This window comes from Pelagibius sp. 7325 (genome assembly GCF_037652055.1).
Classification (GTDB): Bacteria; Pseudomonadota; Alphaproteobacteria; order Kiloniellales; family Kiloniellaceae; genus Pelagibius.
The window spans coordinates 262,820-277,422 of sequence record NZ_JBBKAH010000004.1 but is presented as its reverse complement, the minus strand read 5'-3'; the positions used below and the strand labels follow the sequence as shown (position 1 = coordinate 277,422).

Annotated in this window: 14 protein-coding genes; 8 read left to right on the top strand and 6 right to left on the bottom strand. The window is 66.4% G+C overall.

Features of this window, described 5'->3' with window-relative positions; genetic code table 11:
- Nucleotides 1-32 precede the first annotated feature (32 nt).
- From WDC82_RS14260 to WDC82_RS14250, 3 genes are all read right to left on the bottom strand, one after another.
- The gene (locus WDC82_RS14260) at nt 33-653 is read right to left on the bottom strand and encodes a glutathione S-transferase N-terminal domain-containing protein (protein WP_340118005.1); all 621 of its coding nucleotides are present in this window, start codon (nt 651-653) and stop codon (nt 33-35) included.
- A gap of 87 nt (nt 654-740) precedes the next feature.
- Complete coding sequence (locus WDC82_RS14255; RefSeq protein WP_340118004.1) at nt 741-1,574, bottom strand: formate/nitrite transporter family protein; 834 nt, start codon at nt 1,572-1,574, stop codon at nt 741-743.
- A gap of 146 nt (nt 1,575-1,720) precedes the next feature.
- On the bottom strand, nt 1,721-2,416 hold the full coding sequence (locus tag WDC82_RS14250) for a glutathione S-transferase N-terminal domain-containing protein (protein ID WP_340118003.1): 696 nt from the start codon (nt 2,414-2,416) through the stop codon (nt 1,721-1,723).
- A gap of 171 nt (nt 2,417-2,587) precedes the next feature.
- On the opposite strand from WDC82_RS14250, the gene WDC82_RS14245 reads away from it, so the two are divergent.
- The 3 genes from WDC82_RS14245 (at nt 2,588) to WDC82_RS14235 (ending at nt 5,992) form a co-directional block, all read left to right on the top strand.
- On the top strand, nt 2,588-3,280 hold the full coding sequence (locus tag WDC82_RS14245) for a cupin domain-containing protein (protein WP_340118002.1): 693 nt from the start codon (nt 2,588-2,590) through the stop codon (nt 3,278-3,280).
- Between the two features lie 13 nt (nt 3,281-3,293).
- A complete protein-coding gene (locus tag WDC82_RS14240) occupies nt 3,294-4,595 on the top strand; it encodes a DUF2336 domain-containing protein (protein WP_340118001.1) in 1,302 nt (433 codons plus the stop codon).
- 269 nt (nt 4,596-4,864) lie between these two features.
- The gene (locus WDC82_RS14235; RefSeq protein WP_340118000.1) at nt 4,865-5,992 is read left to right on the top strand and encodes a DUF2336 domain-containing protein; all 1,128 of its coding nucleotides are present in this window, start codon (nt 4,865-4,867) and stop codon (nt 5,990-5,992) included.
- Nucleotides 5,993-6,032: 40 nt separating this feature from the next.
- Here the strand turns inward: WDC82_RS14235 and gatB are convergent, their stop codons facing one another.
- From gatB to gatC, 3 genes are read right to left on the bottom strand one after another with little or no spacing between them, the layout of a single operon-like run.
- Complete coding sequence (gene gatB, locus WDC82_RS14230; protein WP_340117999.1) at nt 6,033-7,481, bottom strand: Asp-tRNA(Asn)/Glu-tRNA(Gln) amidotransferase subunit GatB; 1,449 nt, start codon at nt 7,479-7,481, stop codon at nt 6,033-6,035.
- Between the two features lie 18 nt (nt 7,482-7,499).
- Complete coding sequence (gene gatA / locus WDC82_RS14225) at nt 7,500-8,975, bottom strand: Asp-tRNA(Asn)/Glu-tRNA(Gln) amidotransferase subunit GatA (RefSeq protein WP_340117998.1); 1,476 nt, start codon at nt 8,973-8,975, stop codon at nt 7,500-7,502.
- Nucleotides 8,975-9,262 carry an Asp-tRNA(Asn)/Glu-tRNA(Gln) amidotransferase subunit GatC gene (gatC, locus tag WDC82_RS14220; RefSeq protein ID WP_340117997.1) on the bottom strand — a complete coding sequence of 96 codons (288 nt, stop codon included), beginning with the start codon at nt 9,260-9,262 and terminating at the stop codon, nt 8,975-8,977. The genes gatA and gatC overlap by 1 nt, the downstream gene beginning before the upstream one ends.
- A gap of 220 nt (nt 9,263-9,482) precedes the next feature.
- Here gatC and ruvX point away from each other — a divergent pair, with 220 nt between their 5' ends.
- From ruvX to pyrC, 5 genes are all read left to right on the top strand, one after another.
- The gene (gene ruvX / locus WDC82_RS14215) at nt 9,483-9,962 is read left to right on the top strand and encodes a Holliday junction resolvase RuvX (RefSeq protein ID WP_340117996.1); all 480 of its coding nucleotides are present in this window, start codon (nt 9,483-9,485) and stop codon (nt 9,960-9,962) included.
- A gap of 3 nt (nt 9,963-9,965) precedes the next feature.
- Nucleotides 9,966-10,904, top strand: coding sequence for an AEC family transporter (locus WDC82_RS14210; RefSeq protein WP_340117995.1), 939 nt, complete (start codon nt 9,966-9,968; stop codon nt 10,902-10,904).
- A 92-nt stretch (nt 10,905-10,996) separates the two neighbouring features.
- Nucleotides 10,997-12,214, top strand: coding sequence for a CaiB/BaiF CoA-transferase family protein (locus WDC82_RS14205; RefSeq protein ID WP_340117994.1), 1,218 nt, complete (start codon nt 10,997-10,999; stop codon nt 12,212-12,214).
- 91 nt (nt 12,215-12,305) lie between these two features.
- Nucleotides 12,306-13,295: an aspartate carbamoyltransferase catalytic subunit gene (locus WDC82_RS14200; protein ID WP_340117993.1), complete on the top strand. Its 990-nt coding sequence runs from the start codon at nt 12,306-12,308 to the stop codon at nt 13,293-13,295.
- A complete protein-coding gene (gene pyrC, locus WDC82_RS14195; protein ID WP_340117992.1) occupies nt 13,292-14,599 on the top strand; it encodes a dihydroorotase in 1,308 nt (435 codons plus the stop codon). The genes WDC82_RS14200 and pyrC overlap by 4 nt, the downstream gene beginning before the upstream one ends.
- Nucleotides 14,600-14,603: the final 4 nt, after the last annotated feature.

Below are 14,603 nucleotides of genomic sequence, written 5' to 3'. Positions count from 1 at the left end.
CCGGAGCACCGTCGGCTTGGGGCGGACGGCCGTCAGCTCGGAACAGCCATTCCCTTCGCCACCGCCGGACGTGCCGCAATTGCATCGTACCAGCGCTTGACGGCCGGGAACTCTTCCAAGGCGACACCCTGCCATTCATGGCGGGCGACCCAGGGAAAGATGGCGATGTCGGCGATGCCGTAGTCGCCGGCGACGTAGTCTACTTCCTCCAGGCGCTTGTCCAGCACGCCGTACAGCCGTCGCGTCTCGTTGCTGTAGCGGTCGATCGCATAGGGAATCTGCTCCTTGGCAAAGCGCCGGAAGTGGTGTGCCTGCCCCGCCATCGGCCCGAAGCCGCCCATCTGCCACATCAGCCACTGCAATGCCGTAGAGCGCGCCCGCGCGTCCTGCGGCAGCAGCTTGCCTGTCTTCTCCGCCAGATAGATCAGGATCGCGCCGCTCTCGAACAGCGCGATCGGCTTGCCGTCCGGCCCCTGCGGATCGACGAGGGCCGGAATCTTGTTGTTCGGGCTGATCTTCAGGTACTCCGGGTCGAACTGCTCGTCCTTGGTGATGTTGATCGGATGCACCGAATAGGCCAGGCCCAGCTCCTCCAAGGCGATGGAAATCTTGCGGCCGTTCGGCGTGCTCCAGGTATAGAGTTCAATGGTCACGGAACCGGTTCTCCCTTGATCGATCTGCCCAAAAAATCGTGCCCCCTACCCGCAGGAGCCAAAGTCCGCGGCACCATATCGCGCGGTCTAGCGGTCTGCCACATCTCCTGAGGTGTCGCCCGCCGCCGGTGCTGTCGAACGGCGGTAGGCGGCCCAGTACGCCAGGGCAACGCCGCCGGCGCCGCCGATGATGTTGCCCAGCGTCACCGGCACCAGGTTCGCCAGCAGACCGCCGATGCCGCCTTGCGCGCCGTTCAGAAGACCCACGGGAATCAGATACATGTTGGCGATCGAGTGCTCGTAGCCGAGCGCTACGAAGGCCGTGATCGGCCAGAGGATCGCCAGGATCTTGCCGGCGACGCTGTGTGCGGCGAAGGTGAGCCAGACCGCCAGGCAAACCAGGGCGTTGCACAGGATGCCGCGCGCCAGCGCCTCGAGCGGCGGCAGCGCCATCTTGGCCTCGGCGATGCACACCGCAAGTTCGCCCTGCGGCCCGGCCAGCGTTCCGGAGAGGTCGACCAGCACCGCCATGCCCACCGCGCCGACAAGGTTGCCGGCATACACCACGGCCCAGGCGCGCAGCAGAGCGCCGCTGCCGATGCGGCGGTCGACCCAGGCCATCACCATGAGGGCATTCCCGGTGAACAGTTCCGCGCCGCCCACCACCACCAGAATGAGACCCAGCGAGAAAGCAGCGCCGCCCAGCAGGCGGGAGGGGCCGAAGCCGGCGTCGGCCCCGGTCATCACCACCGTATAGAAAGCCGCACCGAAGGCGATGAAAGCACCTGCGAGAATGCTGAGCGCCACCATCTGCACGAGGCCCAGCTGGGTCTTGCCGACCCCGGCCTCCTCGATGCGCTGGGCGATCTCCGCCGGCTTGTACGCGTCGATCCCCGTCGGATTGGGCGGCTTCTGCGGCATGGCGGAACCTGTCTTCGGTTGGCTTGACCAGGGGGCGTCCGCCACACGAGCGGCACCGCGGACCAACCTTGTGCCAAGCCGCCGCGCCGCAAGTCAATCTTCGCGGAGAGCCCCGAGCCCCGTCGGGCGAGGCCCGCGGCGCCGACTCAGCGTCTGGCGTACTGCCCGGCGCCGAACAGGATATCGCGCGCCTTGTCGTCGAAACCTTCGCTGCGCAGGTCCTCAAGCACTTTGACGCCGCGTTCCACCGCCGGCCGCGCAGCGATCTCCTCGAACCAGCGCTTATAGTTCGGTAGCGCGTCACGGTCGACGCCCTGGTTCTCCGGACGGCGCATCCACGGCCAGGCCGCAATATCGGCTATGGAGTAGTTGTCGCCGGCGAGGAACCGCGTCTCGCCGAGGCGCTTGTCGAGCACGCCGTAGAGGCGGTTGGCTTCGTTGGTGTAGCGATTGTAGGCGTACTCGATGCGCTCGGGCGCATAGTTGCGGAAGTGGTGCGCCTGGCCGAGCATCGGGCCGAGGCCGCCCATCTGCCACATAAGCCACTGCAGGGTCGTATAGCGCTCGCGCGGCTCGTTCGACAGCAGCTTGCCGTGCTTTTCAGCCAGGTAGATCAGGATGGCGCCGCTTTCGAAGAGGGAGATCGGTTTGCCGTCCGGCCCCTCGGGATCGACGATGGCCGGCATTTTGTTGTTGGGACTGATCTTCAGGAATTCCGGCTTGAACTGGTCGCCGGCCCCGATGTTGATCGGATGCACGTTGTAAGCGAGGCCCAGTTCCTCCAGCATGATATGCACCTTGTGACCGTTCGGCGTGGCCCAGGAATAGAGTTCGATGGTCATGGATGTTCATCTCCCACGGAAATTCTGCGGCGGCCCCAGGCCGTCCTACCCACGATAGAAATGCGCGCCGGGTCGGGCGTTTACAAGTCCGTGAAGCGATCTTGCAGATCAAGCCCGTGTGACCTACCTGCGCCACTATCCTGTGATCGATAAAAAAGTGAGGAAGACCCGATGAGCAGTCAAACCGCCAGTACTCTGAACTCGGATTTCTCACGGCCGGCAGCGATGGAGACCGCCGCCATGGAATGGCAGGCGAGCCCCAGCCCCACGGTATGGCGCAAGCGCCTCGATCTGGTCGACGGAGAGTTCAGCCGCGTCACCTCGGTGGTGCGCTACGACGCCAACTCGGCGTTCCATGAGCACGGTCACCCACAGGGCGAGGAGATTCTGGTGCTCGACGGCGTGTTCTCCGACGAGCACGGCGACTATCCCGCCGGCACCTTCCTGCTCAACCCGCAGGGTTTCCGACACGCGCCCTTCTCGAAAGAGGGCTGCATCATTTTCGTGAAACTCTGCCAGTACATCGGCGAAGACCGCGCGCACGTCGTCATCGACACGGCGCACGGCGACTGGCAGGCCACGGCGCCCGGCGTCGAGATCCTGCCGCTCTACCGGGACGACCACTATCCCGAGGACATTTGCATGCTGCGGCTGGCCGCCGGGATCCCGCTGCCGGCGGCTGCGGTGGACGCCAACGCCGCCCCCAAGGGACTGGAGATCTTCGTCGTATCGGGAGCGTTGGAAGAGGACGGCAAGCGTCACGGCCGTGGCGCCTGGCTGCGCGAGCCGCGCGGCACCGAGCGCCGCTTTACCGCAACGGCCGACACCACGCTGTACCTGAAGCGCAATCACCTGGCGTCCTAGCCCCGCGGCTTCTTTGTTTGGATATTGCTTAAAAATTAAGACAAAATCCAATAAATCTAAATATAAAGTAGAATCAATACTTTTTGCCATCGATAAATATTTGGTTCATCATACAGCCGTCGATGAATTGATCGCAGGCGATATGGCGATGACTGTCGCGACCGCTGCCTTTGACGGTAAAGTGCTTTCCCTCTCAGACGCCCTGCCCGGTTCGCCCAGCGACCAGGTGGTCGCGTTCTGGGCCAGCCAGCGGCCGGAAATGGCGGCCGGTCTCGGGGACGCTTTCACTCGCGGCAGCTTGAGCCCGAGCGAACAGGCGGTCGCCATCGCGGTCTTTGAGCGTCTGGCGAAGGACACCGAGGTCGACGTGCGTCGCGCGCTGGCCGAACATGTGAAGTCCAGCCCCATGCTGCCGCGCGACATCGCCCTCCGCCTGGCCGCCGACATCGAGGTGGTGGCGCTTCCGATCCTGCAGACTTCGCCCGTGCTGACCGACGCCGATCTCGTTGCGATCATCGCGGCCGGCAATCCTGCAAAGAGCCGCACCATTGCCGGTCGCGCCGTCCTCAGCGAAACGGTCTCCGGTGCCCTGGTCGACACCGGCGACAGGTCTGTTGTCGAAATCCTGCTGGCCAACGACGGCGCCGATATATCCTGCACCTCATATCGCAGCGTGCTGGCCGCCTTCGCGCAGGACTCTACGATCCAGGAGCTTTTGATCGAACGGCCTAGCCTGCCCTTCGCCGTGAAGGAACTGCTCGTCACCCTCGTCTCCAAAGCACTCCAGGCGCGCATTGTCGAGCGCCATGGCTTGCCGGTCAGGCTGGTGGAGCAGCTCAGCCGTCAGGGCCACGAGCGCAACCTGCTGCAGACCCTGGCGGGCCTGCGAAGCGGACAGGAGATCGAGGCTGCTGTCGCGCGGCTCGCCAGGAAGAACGCCCTCTCCCCGACGCTTCTGCTGCGCCTCCTCTCGGCCGGCCTGCTCGAGCAATTCGGCGCCGCAATCGGTTCGCTGGCAAGCGTTCCTGCGGCGCGCGCCCAGAATGCACTGCGCAAAGCCGGCACGCCGGCGCTGCTGAAACTCTACGAACGTGCCAAGTTGCCGGCGCACCTGGAACCGGCCTTCCAGGCGGTGCTGGAAGTGATCCTCGAGCGCCGGCGATCCGGCCACAACGGGACCGATCCGGAAGTCGAGCAGCGTCTGGTCAACGACCTCGTCTGCGCCTATCGAAAGCTCAGCCCGGGGAGCCTCGAGAGCGTGATCTGTCAACTCGGCCAGATCACCGCCGACAATCCCGACGCGCTGCGGCTCTAACCAGTACCGGCCGGACCCCTTGCGCGGCAGGTCGTTGACAGGCCGCGTCCCGCCGTGCCCTCACTCGCCTTCATTACCTGGCCCATGCACCGGCCGACGATCTTCGCGTCGCCGCCCTTTAAGTAGATAAAATTTTAGACAATTCCTTTTCAATATTTATTGAATATTGAAATAAAATAGAATCAATGATTATTGACTGTTTATACGATTTTTGATTAGATTTTCTCCAATCATCTGGCAGTGCCAGCAAATAGATGATGGAGAGCCTCATGAATACCTTGAGCGTCGCTGGGCAATTCGTGGAAACCACCGTGCTGGACGAACTGGCAAACGGTCTTGCGATGACGCAGCGTCCGGCTCTCGCCGCCCGCCTCGGCTCGGCCTTCGTGGGAGACCGGCTCAGCGAGCGCGAACGGCAGGTCGCCATCGCGATCTTCCGCTGCCTGGCGGGCGACACCGAGATCGAGGTGCGCCGCATGCTCGCCGAGCAGATCAAGTCCTCCCCCCTGCTGCCGCACAGCCTGGCCCTGAAGCTGGCGCAGGACGTCGAGGCCGTGGCCCTGCCGATCCTTGAGAACTCCTTCGTGCTCACCGACGAAGACCTGCTGTCGATCATCGGCAGCGGCAACGTCGTCAAGCAGCGCGCGATCGCCCGGCGCGATCTGCTGAGCGAGGCGGTCTCCGACGCCCTGGTCGGCACCAGGCGCAAAGATGTCGTCGAACTGCTGCTCGCCAACGAGGGGGCCGACATTGCCGAAGACTCTTACGCGAAGCTGCTGGACACTTTCGCCGACGATCCGGAGATCCAGGAACTGCTGGTGGATCGGCCGATGCTGCCCTTCGATATCCGCTATCGGCTGGTGCTGCTGGTCTCGGGTGACCTGCAGGCGCGCCTCATCGAGGAGCACGCCTTCCCCTCGACGCTGGCCGACCAGTTGATCCGGCACGGCCATGAGAGGGCGCTGGCCCATTCGCTCTTGGCGGAGACCGATCCGCAGGGGATCGACGTCGCGGCGCTTCGCCTTCACAAGAACGGCGAGCTGACCGCGACCCTGCTGCTGCGTACCCTCTGGCTCGGTCAGTTGCAGTTCTTCGGCGCCGCCATGGCCGCCCTGGCGCGGACACCGAGTGCCAAGGCACGGGAAAACCTGCGGCGGAACGGTTCGGCCGCCTTGCGGGAGCTCTACGCGAAATCCGGCTTGCCGGCCCAGCTCCAGAAGGCCTTTCAGGTCATTCTGGAGACCGTCCTAGAAGCCCGGCGTTCCGAAACGGCCCCGACGCAGGAAGCGCAGGACCGGCGGATCGTTCAGGAACTCGTGCAGTCCTATCGCCGGGTCAGTCCGGAGGCCCCGGACAACGTAATCTTCCAGCTCGGCCGGCTGGGCAGCGAAGGCTGAGGTTCGGCAAGGTTGTACCGGACGGGCCTTAGCCCGCGGCTCAACCGAGCTTCTTGCGCAGCACCTCGTTGACCAGGCCGGGGTTGGCCTTGCCCTGGGTCGCCTTCATCACCTGCCCGACGAACCAGCCGAGGATCTTCTCGTTGCCGCCCTTGAACTGTTCGACCTGGCCGGGGTTGCCGGCGATGATCTCGTCGACCAGTCCCTCGATGGCCGAGGAGTCGCTGATCTGCTTCAGGCCCTTGGCCTCGACGATGGCGCCGGCCTCCTGGCCGCTCTCCCACATCTCCTCGAAGACCTCCTTGGCGATGCGGCCTGAGATGGTGCCGTCGGCGATGAGGTCCAGCAGACCGCCCAGCTTCTTCGCGTCGACCGGGGCCGTGTGCAGATCGGCGCCGCTGCGGTTCAGCGCGGCGAAGTAGTCGCCGATCAACCAGTTGGCCGCCAGCTTGGGATCGCGGCCCTTGGCCACCGTCTCAAAGAACGCCGCGGTGTCGCGGTCGGCGACCAGCACGCCGGCGTCATAGATCGGTAGGCCGAAGTCCTTCACGAAACGTGCCTTCTTCTCATCCGGCAGTTCCGGCAGGCTGACCTTGATGGTCTCCACCCAGGCGGTATCGAGCTCCAGCGGCAGCAGGTCGGGATCCGGGAAGTAGCGGTAGTCGTGCGCCTCTTCCTTGGAGCGCATCGAGCGCGACTTGCCGGTCATGCCGTCGAACAGGCGCGTCTCCTGCACGATGGTGCCGCCCTCCTCCAGCACCGCGATCTGGCGTTTCGCCTCCGCCTCGATGGCCTGCTGCACGAAGCGGATGGAATTCACGTTCTTGGTTTCCGTGCGCGTGCCCAGCGGCTCGCCCGGGCGGCGCACCGACAGGTTCACGTCGGCGCGCATCGAACCCTCGTCCATGTTGCCGTCGCAGGTGCCGAGGTAGCGCAGGATGGTGCGCAGCTTGCGCAGGTAGGCGCCCGCCTCCTCCGCCGAGCGCATGTCCGGCTTGGAGACGATCTCCATCAGCGCCACGCCCGACCGGTTGAGGTCGATGTAGGACTGCGTGGGATGCTGATCGTGGATCGACTTGCCCGCATCCTGCTCCAGGTGCAGACGTTCGATGCCGACCTCGCGGGTGTCACCGTTCTCCAGGTCCAGGATGATGGTGCCCTCGCCGACGATCGGATGCAGGTACTGGGAGATCTGATAGCCCTGCGGCAGGTCGGCGTAGAAGTAGTTCTTCCGCTCGAAGACCGAGGTCAGGTTGATCTTCGCCTTCAATCCGAGGCCGGTGCGCACCGCCTGCTCAACCACGTACTTGTTCAGCACGGGGAGCATGCCCGGCATGGCGGCGTCGACCAGCGAGACCTGGCTGTTGGGCTCGGCGCCGAATTCCGTCGAGGCCCCCGAGAACAGCTTCGATTCGGAGATCACCTGGGCATGGACCTCCAGCCCGATGACCATCTCCCACTCGCCCGTCTTGCCTTTGATCAGTGACATCTCTTTCACTCCACCCGCTTACACCGCCAGGAAAGCGGGCGTGGCTTTGAAGCCCGCCGCCTCTTCCAGCACACCGGCCGCCCGAATCAGCGTTTCCTCGTCGAAGGCCTTGCCGAGCAATTGCAGGCCCAGCGGCAATCCGTCCGTCGAAAGGCCCGCCGGGATCGAGATGCCCGGCAGACCGGCCAGCGAGGCCGGCACGGTGAACACGTCGAGCAGATACATGGCGATGGGATCGTCCATCTTCTCGCCCATGCTGAACGCGGCCGAGGGCGCCGTCGGCGTTAGGATGACGTCGACCTTCTCGTAGGCCTTGGCGAAGTCGCCGGCGATCAGGCTGCGCACCTTGCGTGCCTTGTTGTAGTAGGCGTCGTAGTAGCCGGCCGACAGCACATAGGTGCCGATCAGGATGCGCCGCTGCACCTCGGCGCCGAAGCCCCTGCCGCGGGTCGCCTCGTACATCGCGTCCAGCGTCTTACCTTCCTCGCGCAGGCCGTAGCGCACACCGTCGTAGCGCGCGAGATTGGAAGACGCTTCCGCCGGCGCGATGATGTAGTAGGTCGGCAGGGCGTAGCGCGTGTGCGGCAGCGAGATCTCGACGACCTCGGCACCGGCCTCTTCCAGCCACTTGATGCCCTTCAGCCACAGCTGGTCGATCTCTTCGGACATGCCCTCGACCCGGTACTCCTTCGGAATGCCGACCTTCATGCCCTTGATGTTGCCGGTCAGCGCCTTTTCGTAGTCCGGCACCGGCACGTTCACCGAGGTCGAGTCCTTGGGATCGTAACCCGCCATGGCGCGCAGCATGATCGCGGAGTCACGCACCGTGCGGGTCATCGGCCCGGCCTGATCCAGCGACGAGGCGAAGGCGACGATGCCCCAGCGCGAGCAGCGCCCGTAGGTCGGCTTCAGGCCGACGATGCCGCAGAAGGCCGCCGGCTGGCGGATCGAGCCGCCGGTATCGGTACCGGTGGCGCCCAGCGCGCAGCGCGCCGCCACGGCGGCCGCCGAACCGCCGGAGGAGCCGCCGGGCACCAGCGGCCGGTTGTCGCCGCTGCGCCGCCAGGGGCTCTCCACGCCGCCGTAGTGGCTGGTCATGTTGGAGGAGCCCATGGCGAACTCGTCCAGGTTGGTCTTGCCCAGCAGCACCGCGCCGGCATTCCACATGTTCTCGCTCACCGTCGACTCGTAGGGCGGGTGGAAGCCGTCCAGGATGTGGGAAGCCGCGGTGGTCAGCACGCCCTCGGTGCAGAACAGGTCCTTCATGCCGATGGGCAAACCTTCCAGCACCCCCGCTTCGCCCGCCTTGCGGCGCTTGTCGGAAGCCTCCGCCATCTGCAGCGCCTTTTCCGGCGTCTCGGTGATGAAGGCGTTCAAGGAGCGCGCGGCTTCCATCGCACCGATGTGCGCCTCGGTCAGCTCCTTGGAGGAGGTCTCGCCCTTGGCCAGCAGATCGCGTGCCTCGGCGATGGTGAGGTCAGTCAGCGCGCTCATCACTCGACCACCTTCGGTACGGCATAGAAGCCATGGGCCGCTTCCGGCGCATTGGCTGTCACCTTGTCGGGATAGCCGCCGTCGGTCACCTTGTCGTCGCGCAGCGGCAGCTGCATGGAGACCACCGAGGTCATCGGCTCGACACCGTCGGTATCCAACTCGGACAGTTGCTCGATCCAGCCCAGGATGTTCGACAGTTCCTTGGCCAGAGCCTCTTCGTGGCTCTCATCGACGCGAACACGCGCCAGTCTCGCGATCTTCGCGACAGTTTCCTTGTCGACCGACATCGGCCCCAACCTCGTTTCCGGAAAAGCTCCGCCCCGCCGGCCTGCCTGGGGTTCCCAGGACATGCGCCGGCACGGGCGTGGGAGCGGTCAAAATCCGCCGGAACCTACCACCCACCCCCTGGCCCCGCAAGATTGGCCAGCCTTGCCGCCGCCTTGTCGCCTCGGCGGCGGCTGCCTATAAGGGGTTGTTTCCCCTCCCACCCCGAAAGGCCCCCGGGCGATGGACCTCGCCGTCACAGATCTGCCAGCCCGGCTGCGCCCGGGCCAGCGCCTGCTCGGCCTCGACCCCGGCAGCAAGACCATCGGCGTCGCCATCTCCGATTCCGCGCTCAAGGTCGCCTCGCCGCTGGAAACCATTAAGCGCGCCAAGTTCGCCCAGGATGCCGAGCAGCTTGTGCGGATCTGCGCCGGCTACAAGATCGGCGGCCTGGTCATCGGCCTGCCGGTGAACATGGACGGCAGCGAGGGCCCGCGCTGCCAGTCGGTGCGCGCCCTTGCCCGCAACCTGCGGGAAAAGGCGGGCTTCGAGATGCCCATGGCATTCTGGGACGAGCGCCTTTCGACCGCCGCCGTCGAGCGCTTCCTGGTCGACGAGGCCGACATGACCCGCAAGCGCCGCGGCGAGGTGGTCGACAAGATGGCCGCCGCCTATATCCTGCAGGGCGCCCTCGACGCCATCGCCCGCCAGGGCACCCGCTGACCCATGCAGGCGCTCGCCACCGCCGTCCTGCCGGTCTTCCTGCTGATCCTGCTCGGTTACGTCATCCGCCGGCGCGGCTGGATCGCCGGGAGCTTCTGGGAGCCCGCCGAGCGCCTCACCTATCTCTTCCTGCTGCCGGCCCTGCTGGCGACCTCGCTGGCCGGGGCCGACTTCTCGGCGCTGCCCGCCGCGCGCATGGCCGGTGCGGTGGTGCTGGCCATCGCCGTCATGAGCGCCCTCCTGGTCGGCTTCCGCTTGGTCACCGGCCGCAACGGCCCCGCCGTCACCGCGGTGCTGCAGACCTCGATCCGCCCCAACACCTATATCGGCCTCTCGATCCCCTTCGCCCTCTACGGCGAGGCGGGCCTCACCATCGCCGCGCTGGCCGTCGCCGCGGTGGTGCCGACGGTGAACGTCATCTGCATCGCCGCGCTGCTGCGCTTCGGCGAGCCTTCCCCCCTGTTGGGCAAGAGCGCGGCGGCGGCGTCCGGCCCGGGCTTCACCAAGGCGCTGCTCAGCAACCCGCTGATCCTCGCCTGCCTCGTCGGGCTCGCGTTGAATCTCAGCGGCATCGGCTTGCCGCCGGTCGCCCGCGAGACCCTCACCATCCTCGCCCGCGCCGCCCTGCCGATGGCCCTGCTGGCCGTCGGCGCCGGGCTCGACTTCGGCGCCGCGCGGACCAGCGGCGGCTGGGTCGCCGCCGCGGTCGTGCTCAAGCTGGCCGTGCTGCCGCTGCTGACGGCAGCCTTCTGCATCCTGCTCGGCGTGCACGGACTGCCGTTTGCCGTCGCCGTCATCTTCAACGCGCTGCCCGCCGCCACCTCGTCTTACATTCTGGCCCGCCAGATGGGCGGCGCGCCCGGGCTGGTCGCCAATATCCTCACCGTGCAGACGCTGGTCGCCGCCCTCACCCTGCCGTTGCTGGTCCTCTTCATCGTCTGAGCCGCAGGCCAGCGTTGCGCCCGCGGCACTTGACCGCCTGCGAATAGGTCGGCAAAACCCATCGCAGTAGCCGCCGCTTAGGATTTCCCTTCATGACCGCTCCGCTCACCGGGCTGCGGGTCTTCGACCTGACGCGCATCCTCGCCGGCCCGTCCTGCACCCAGCTGCTGGGCGATCTGGGCGCCGAAGTCATCAAGATCGAGCGCCCTGGCCAGGGCGACGACACGCGCAAGTGGGGCCCGCCCTTCGTGCAGAACGCCGAGGGCGAGGACAGCTCGGAGAGCGCCTATTACCTCTCCGCCAACCGCAACAAGCGCTCGCTCAGCATCGACATCTCCAAGCCTGAGGGCCAGAAGCTGGCCCGCGAGCTGATCGGCTTCTGCGACATTCTGGTGGAGAACTACAAGGTCGGGAACCTCGCCCGCTACGGCCTCTCCTACGACGACCTGAAGGGCGCCAATCCCGGCCTCATCTACTGCTCGATCACCGGTTTCGGCCAAACCGGGCCCTATGCCAAGCGTGCCGGCTACGACTACCTGGCCCAGGGCATGGGCGGCATCATGAGCCTGACCGGCGAGCCGGAGGGCGAGCCGGTGAAGGTCGGCGTCGGCATCGCCGACCTCATGTGCGGCATGTATGCCGTCAGCGCGATCCTGGCCGCCCTGCACTACCGCGGCATGACCGGCATCGGCCAGCACATCGACCTCGGCCTGCTGGACACCCAGGTGGCCTGGCTGACCTACGAGGGCCTCAACTACCTGACCTCCGGCCAGGTGCCCAAGCGCCAGGGCAGCGAGCATCCCAACATCGTGCCCTACAAGGTGATGCCCTGCGCCGACGGCTACTTCATCCTGGCGGTCGGCAACGACGGCCAGTTCGCCCGCTTCTGCCAGTTCGCCGGCTGCCCGGAGCTGGCCGAGGACGAGCGCTTCAAGACCAACGCCAACCGGGTGCGAAACCGCGTGGCGCTCTACGAGATCCTGCCGGAGATCACCCGCCAGATGACCCAGAAGCACTGGGTCGATGGCCTCGCCGACCTCGCGGTGCCCGCCGGCCCGGTAAACACCATCGACCAGGTCTTCGCCGACCCCCAGGTGCTGGCGCGCGACATGAAGGTTTCCATGCCCTACCGCGGCGCCCGCGACGGCACGGTCGATCTCATCGGCAACCCGATCAAGTTCTCCGAGACTCCGGTGGAATACCGATTCGCGCCGCCGCGCGCGGGCCAGGACAGCGATGCCATCCTGGAAGAGCTGCTCGACATCGGGCCCGAGGAACGTGCCCGGCTGCGGGGAAAAGGCGTCATCTAGCCGGTTTTCCCCATCCCTTTTCCCACCGCCCGCCGGGCCGGCGCGACTGCCGCTTGCCCCCCCGCGGGCGGGGTGTCATAAGACGGCTTTAATGACTTCAGCGCACGGCACGTCGGCCTACGAAGGCTACCGACACCGTCACCTCCTCGGGATCGAGGGGCTGACGGCCACGGAAATTCTCTTTCTCCTCGACCTCTCCGACGGCTACGTCGCGGTGAACCGCAGCGAGGATAAGAAGAAGGACCTCCTCGACGGTCGCACCGTCATCAACCTTTTCTTCGAGAGTTCAACGCGTACCAGAACGTCCTTCGAGCTTGCTGCGAAGCGGCTCGGCGCCGATGTGATCAACATGTCGGTGGCCTGGTCGTCGATCAAGAAGGGCGAGACCCTGATCGACACCGCGATGACGCTGAATGCCATGCACCCGGACGTGCTGGTCGTGCGCCATCCGGACTCCGGCGCGGTTCAACTGCTCTCAGAGAAGATGAACTGCGCCGTCATCAACGGCGGCGACGGCAGCCACGAGCACCCGACCCAGGCGCTGCTCGACGCCCTCACCATCCGCCGCCGCCTCGGCACCATCGAGGGCCTGCAGATCGCCATCTGCGGCGACATCGCCCACAGCCGCGTCGCGCGCTCCAACATCCACCTGCTGACCACCCTGGGCGCGCGCGTGCGGCTCATCGCGCCCCCCACCCTGATGCCCAGCAGCATCGAGCGCATGGGCGTCGAGACCTTCACCGACATGCGCAAGGGCCTGGCGGGCTGCGACATCGTCATGATGCTGCGCCTGCAGACCGAGCGCATGCAGGGCAGCTACGTGCCATCGACGCGCGAGTACTTCCACTTCTTCGGGCTCGACCACGAAAAGCTGCAGGCGGCCAAGCCCAATGCCCTCATCATGCACCCGGGGCCGATGAACCGCGGCGTCGAGATCGACAGCGCGCTGGCCGACGACATCCACCGCTCGGTGATCCGCGAGCAGGTCGAAATGGGCGTCGCCGTGCGCATGGCCTGCCTGGAGACCCTCAACCACAATCTCCACCTGGCGCGCAGCCAGCAGGAACAGGCCGCCCAGTGACGCAGAATCCTTTGCCCAAGCACCGTACCGCCTATGTGAACGCCCGCCTGCTGGACCCGGCGAGCGGCCTGGACGCCCCCGGCGCGCTGCTTGCCGAGGACGGCCGGATCACCGACCTCGGCCCGGACCTCTTCAAGGACGGCGTGCCCGAGGGCCTGCAGAAGGTCGACTGCGCCGGCGCCTGCCTGGCGCCCGGCCTGGTCGACATGCGCGTGCAGATCCGCGAGCCGGGCGAGGAGCACAAGGAGACCATGGACAGCGCGGGCCGCGCGGCGGCGGCCGGCGGCGTCACCTCCATGGTCGGCCTGCCCAATACCGACCCGGTGATCGACGACGTCGCCGGCGTCGAGTTCATCGCCCGGCGCGCCCGCGAGGTGAAGGGCGTGAAGGTCTATACCTACGCCGCCCTGACGCGGAACCTGGAAGGCCGCGAGATCACCGAGATGGGCCTCTTGGCCAAGAATGGCGCCGTCGCCTTCACCGACGGCCTGAAGGCGGTCGAGAATGCCCAGGTCATGCGCCGCGCGCTGGCCTACGCCAAGACCTTCGGCCTGCTCATCGTGCAGCATCCGGAAGAGCCGAGCCTTGCCGGCGGTGCCATGAACGGCGGCGAGCTGTCGACCCGCCTCGGCCTCGCCGGCATCCCCAAGCTCGCCGAGGTGATGATGATCGAGCGCGACCTGCGCCTCGTCGAGATGACCGGCGGGCGCTACCACGCCGCGCACATCTCGACGGCGGAAAGCGTCGAGGCGATCCGCCGCGCCAAGGCGCGCGGCCTCGACGTCACCTGCGACACCGCCCCGCACTACTTCGCCCTCAACGAGATCGCGGTCGGCGACTACCGCACCTTCGCCAAGGTCTCGCCGCCGTTGCGCAGCGAGGACGATCGCCAGGCGATCCTGGAAGGCGTGGCCGACGGCACCATCGACGCCATCGCGAGCGATCACAGCCCGCACGACGTCGAATCCAAGCGCCTGCCCTTCGCCATCGCCGAGCCCGGCATCGTCGGCCTGGAGACCCTGCTGCCGCTGTCGCTGCAGGTCTATCATGGCGGCAAGGCGGGGCTGCTCGACCTGCTGGCCCGCCTGACGGTAAAGCCTGCCGAGATCCTGGGTCTGAAAGCCGGACGCCTCGCCAAGGGCGCGCCGGCCGACCTCCTGATCTTCCACCTGGACCGCGGCTGGAAGATCCAGCCGGAGAACTTCGCCAGCAAGTCCAAGAACACGCCCTTCGAAGGCCTGCCGGTGCAGGGCCGCGTGCAGCGCACCGTGGTCGACGGCCGCGCCCTCTACCAGGCGGCCTGAGGCA

What these genes read in the sequence shown, in the direction of transcription:
- WDC82_RS14255 (WP_340118004.1), bottom strand. Translation starts at nt 1,574, where the DNA reads ATGCCGCAGAAGCCGCCCAATCCGACGGGGATCGACGCGTACAAGCCG.
- WDC82_RS14250 (WP_340118003.1), bottom strand. Translation starts at nt 2,416, where the DNA reads ATGACCATCGAACTCTATTCCTGGGCCACGCCGAACGGTCACAAGGTG.
- WDC82_RS14245 (WP_340118002.1), top strand. Translation starts at nt 2,588, where the DNA reads ATGAGCAGTCAAACCGCCAGTACTCTGAACTCGGATTTCTCACGGCCG.
- WDC82_RS14235 (WP_340118000.1), top strand. Translation starts at nt 4,865, where the DNA reads ATGAATACCTTGAGCGTCGCTGGGCAATTCGTGGAAACCACCGTGCTG.
- gatB (WP_340117999.1), bottom strand. Translation starts at nt 7,481, where the DNA reads ATGTCACTGATCAAAGGCAAGACGGGCGAGTGGGAGATGGTCATCGGG.
- gatA (WP_340117998.1), bottom strand. Translation starts at nt 8,975, where the DNA reads ATGAGCGCGCTGACTGACCTCACCATCGCCGAGGCACGCGATCTGCTG.
- gatC (WP_340117997.1), bottom strand. Translation starts at nt 9,262, where the DNA reads ATGTCGGTCGACAAGGAAACTGTCGCGAAGATCGCGAGACTGGCGCGT.
- ruvX (WP_340117996.1), top strand. Translation starts at nt 9,483, where the DNA reads ATGGACCTCGCCGTCACAGATCTGCCAGCCCGGCTGCGCCCGGGCCAG.
- WDC82_RS14210 (WP_340117995.1), top strand. Translation starts at nt 9,966, where the DNA reads ATGCAGGCGCTCGCCACCGCCGTCCTGCCGGTCTTCCTGCTGATCCTG.
- WDC82_RS14205 (WP_340117994.1), top strand. Translation starts at nt 10,997, where the DNA reads ATGACCGCTCCGCTCACCGGGCTGCGGGTCTTCGACCTGACGCGCATC.
- WDC82_RS14200 (WP_340117993.1), top strand. Translation starts at nt 12,306, where the DNA reads ATGACTTCAGCGCACGGCACGTCGGCCTACGAAGGCTACCGACACCGT.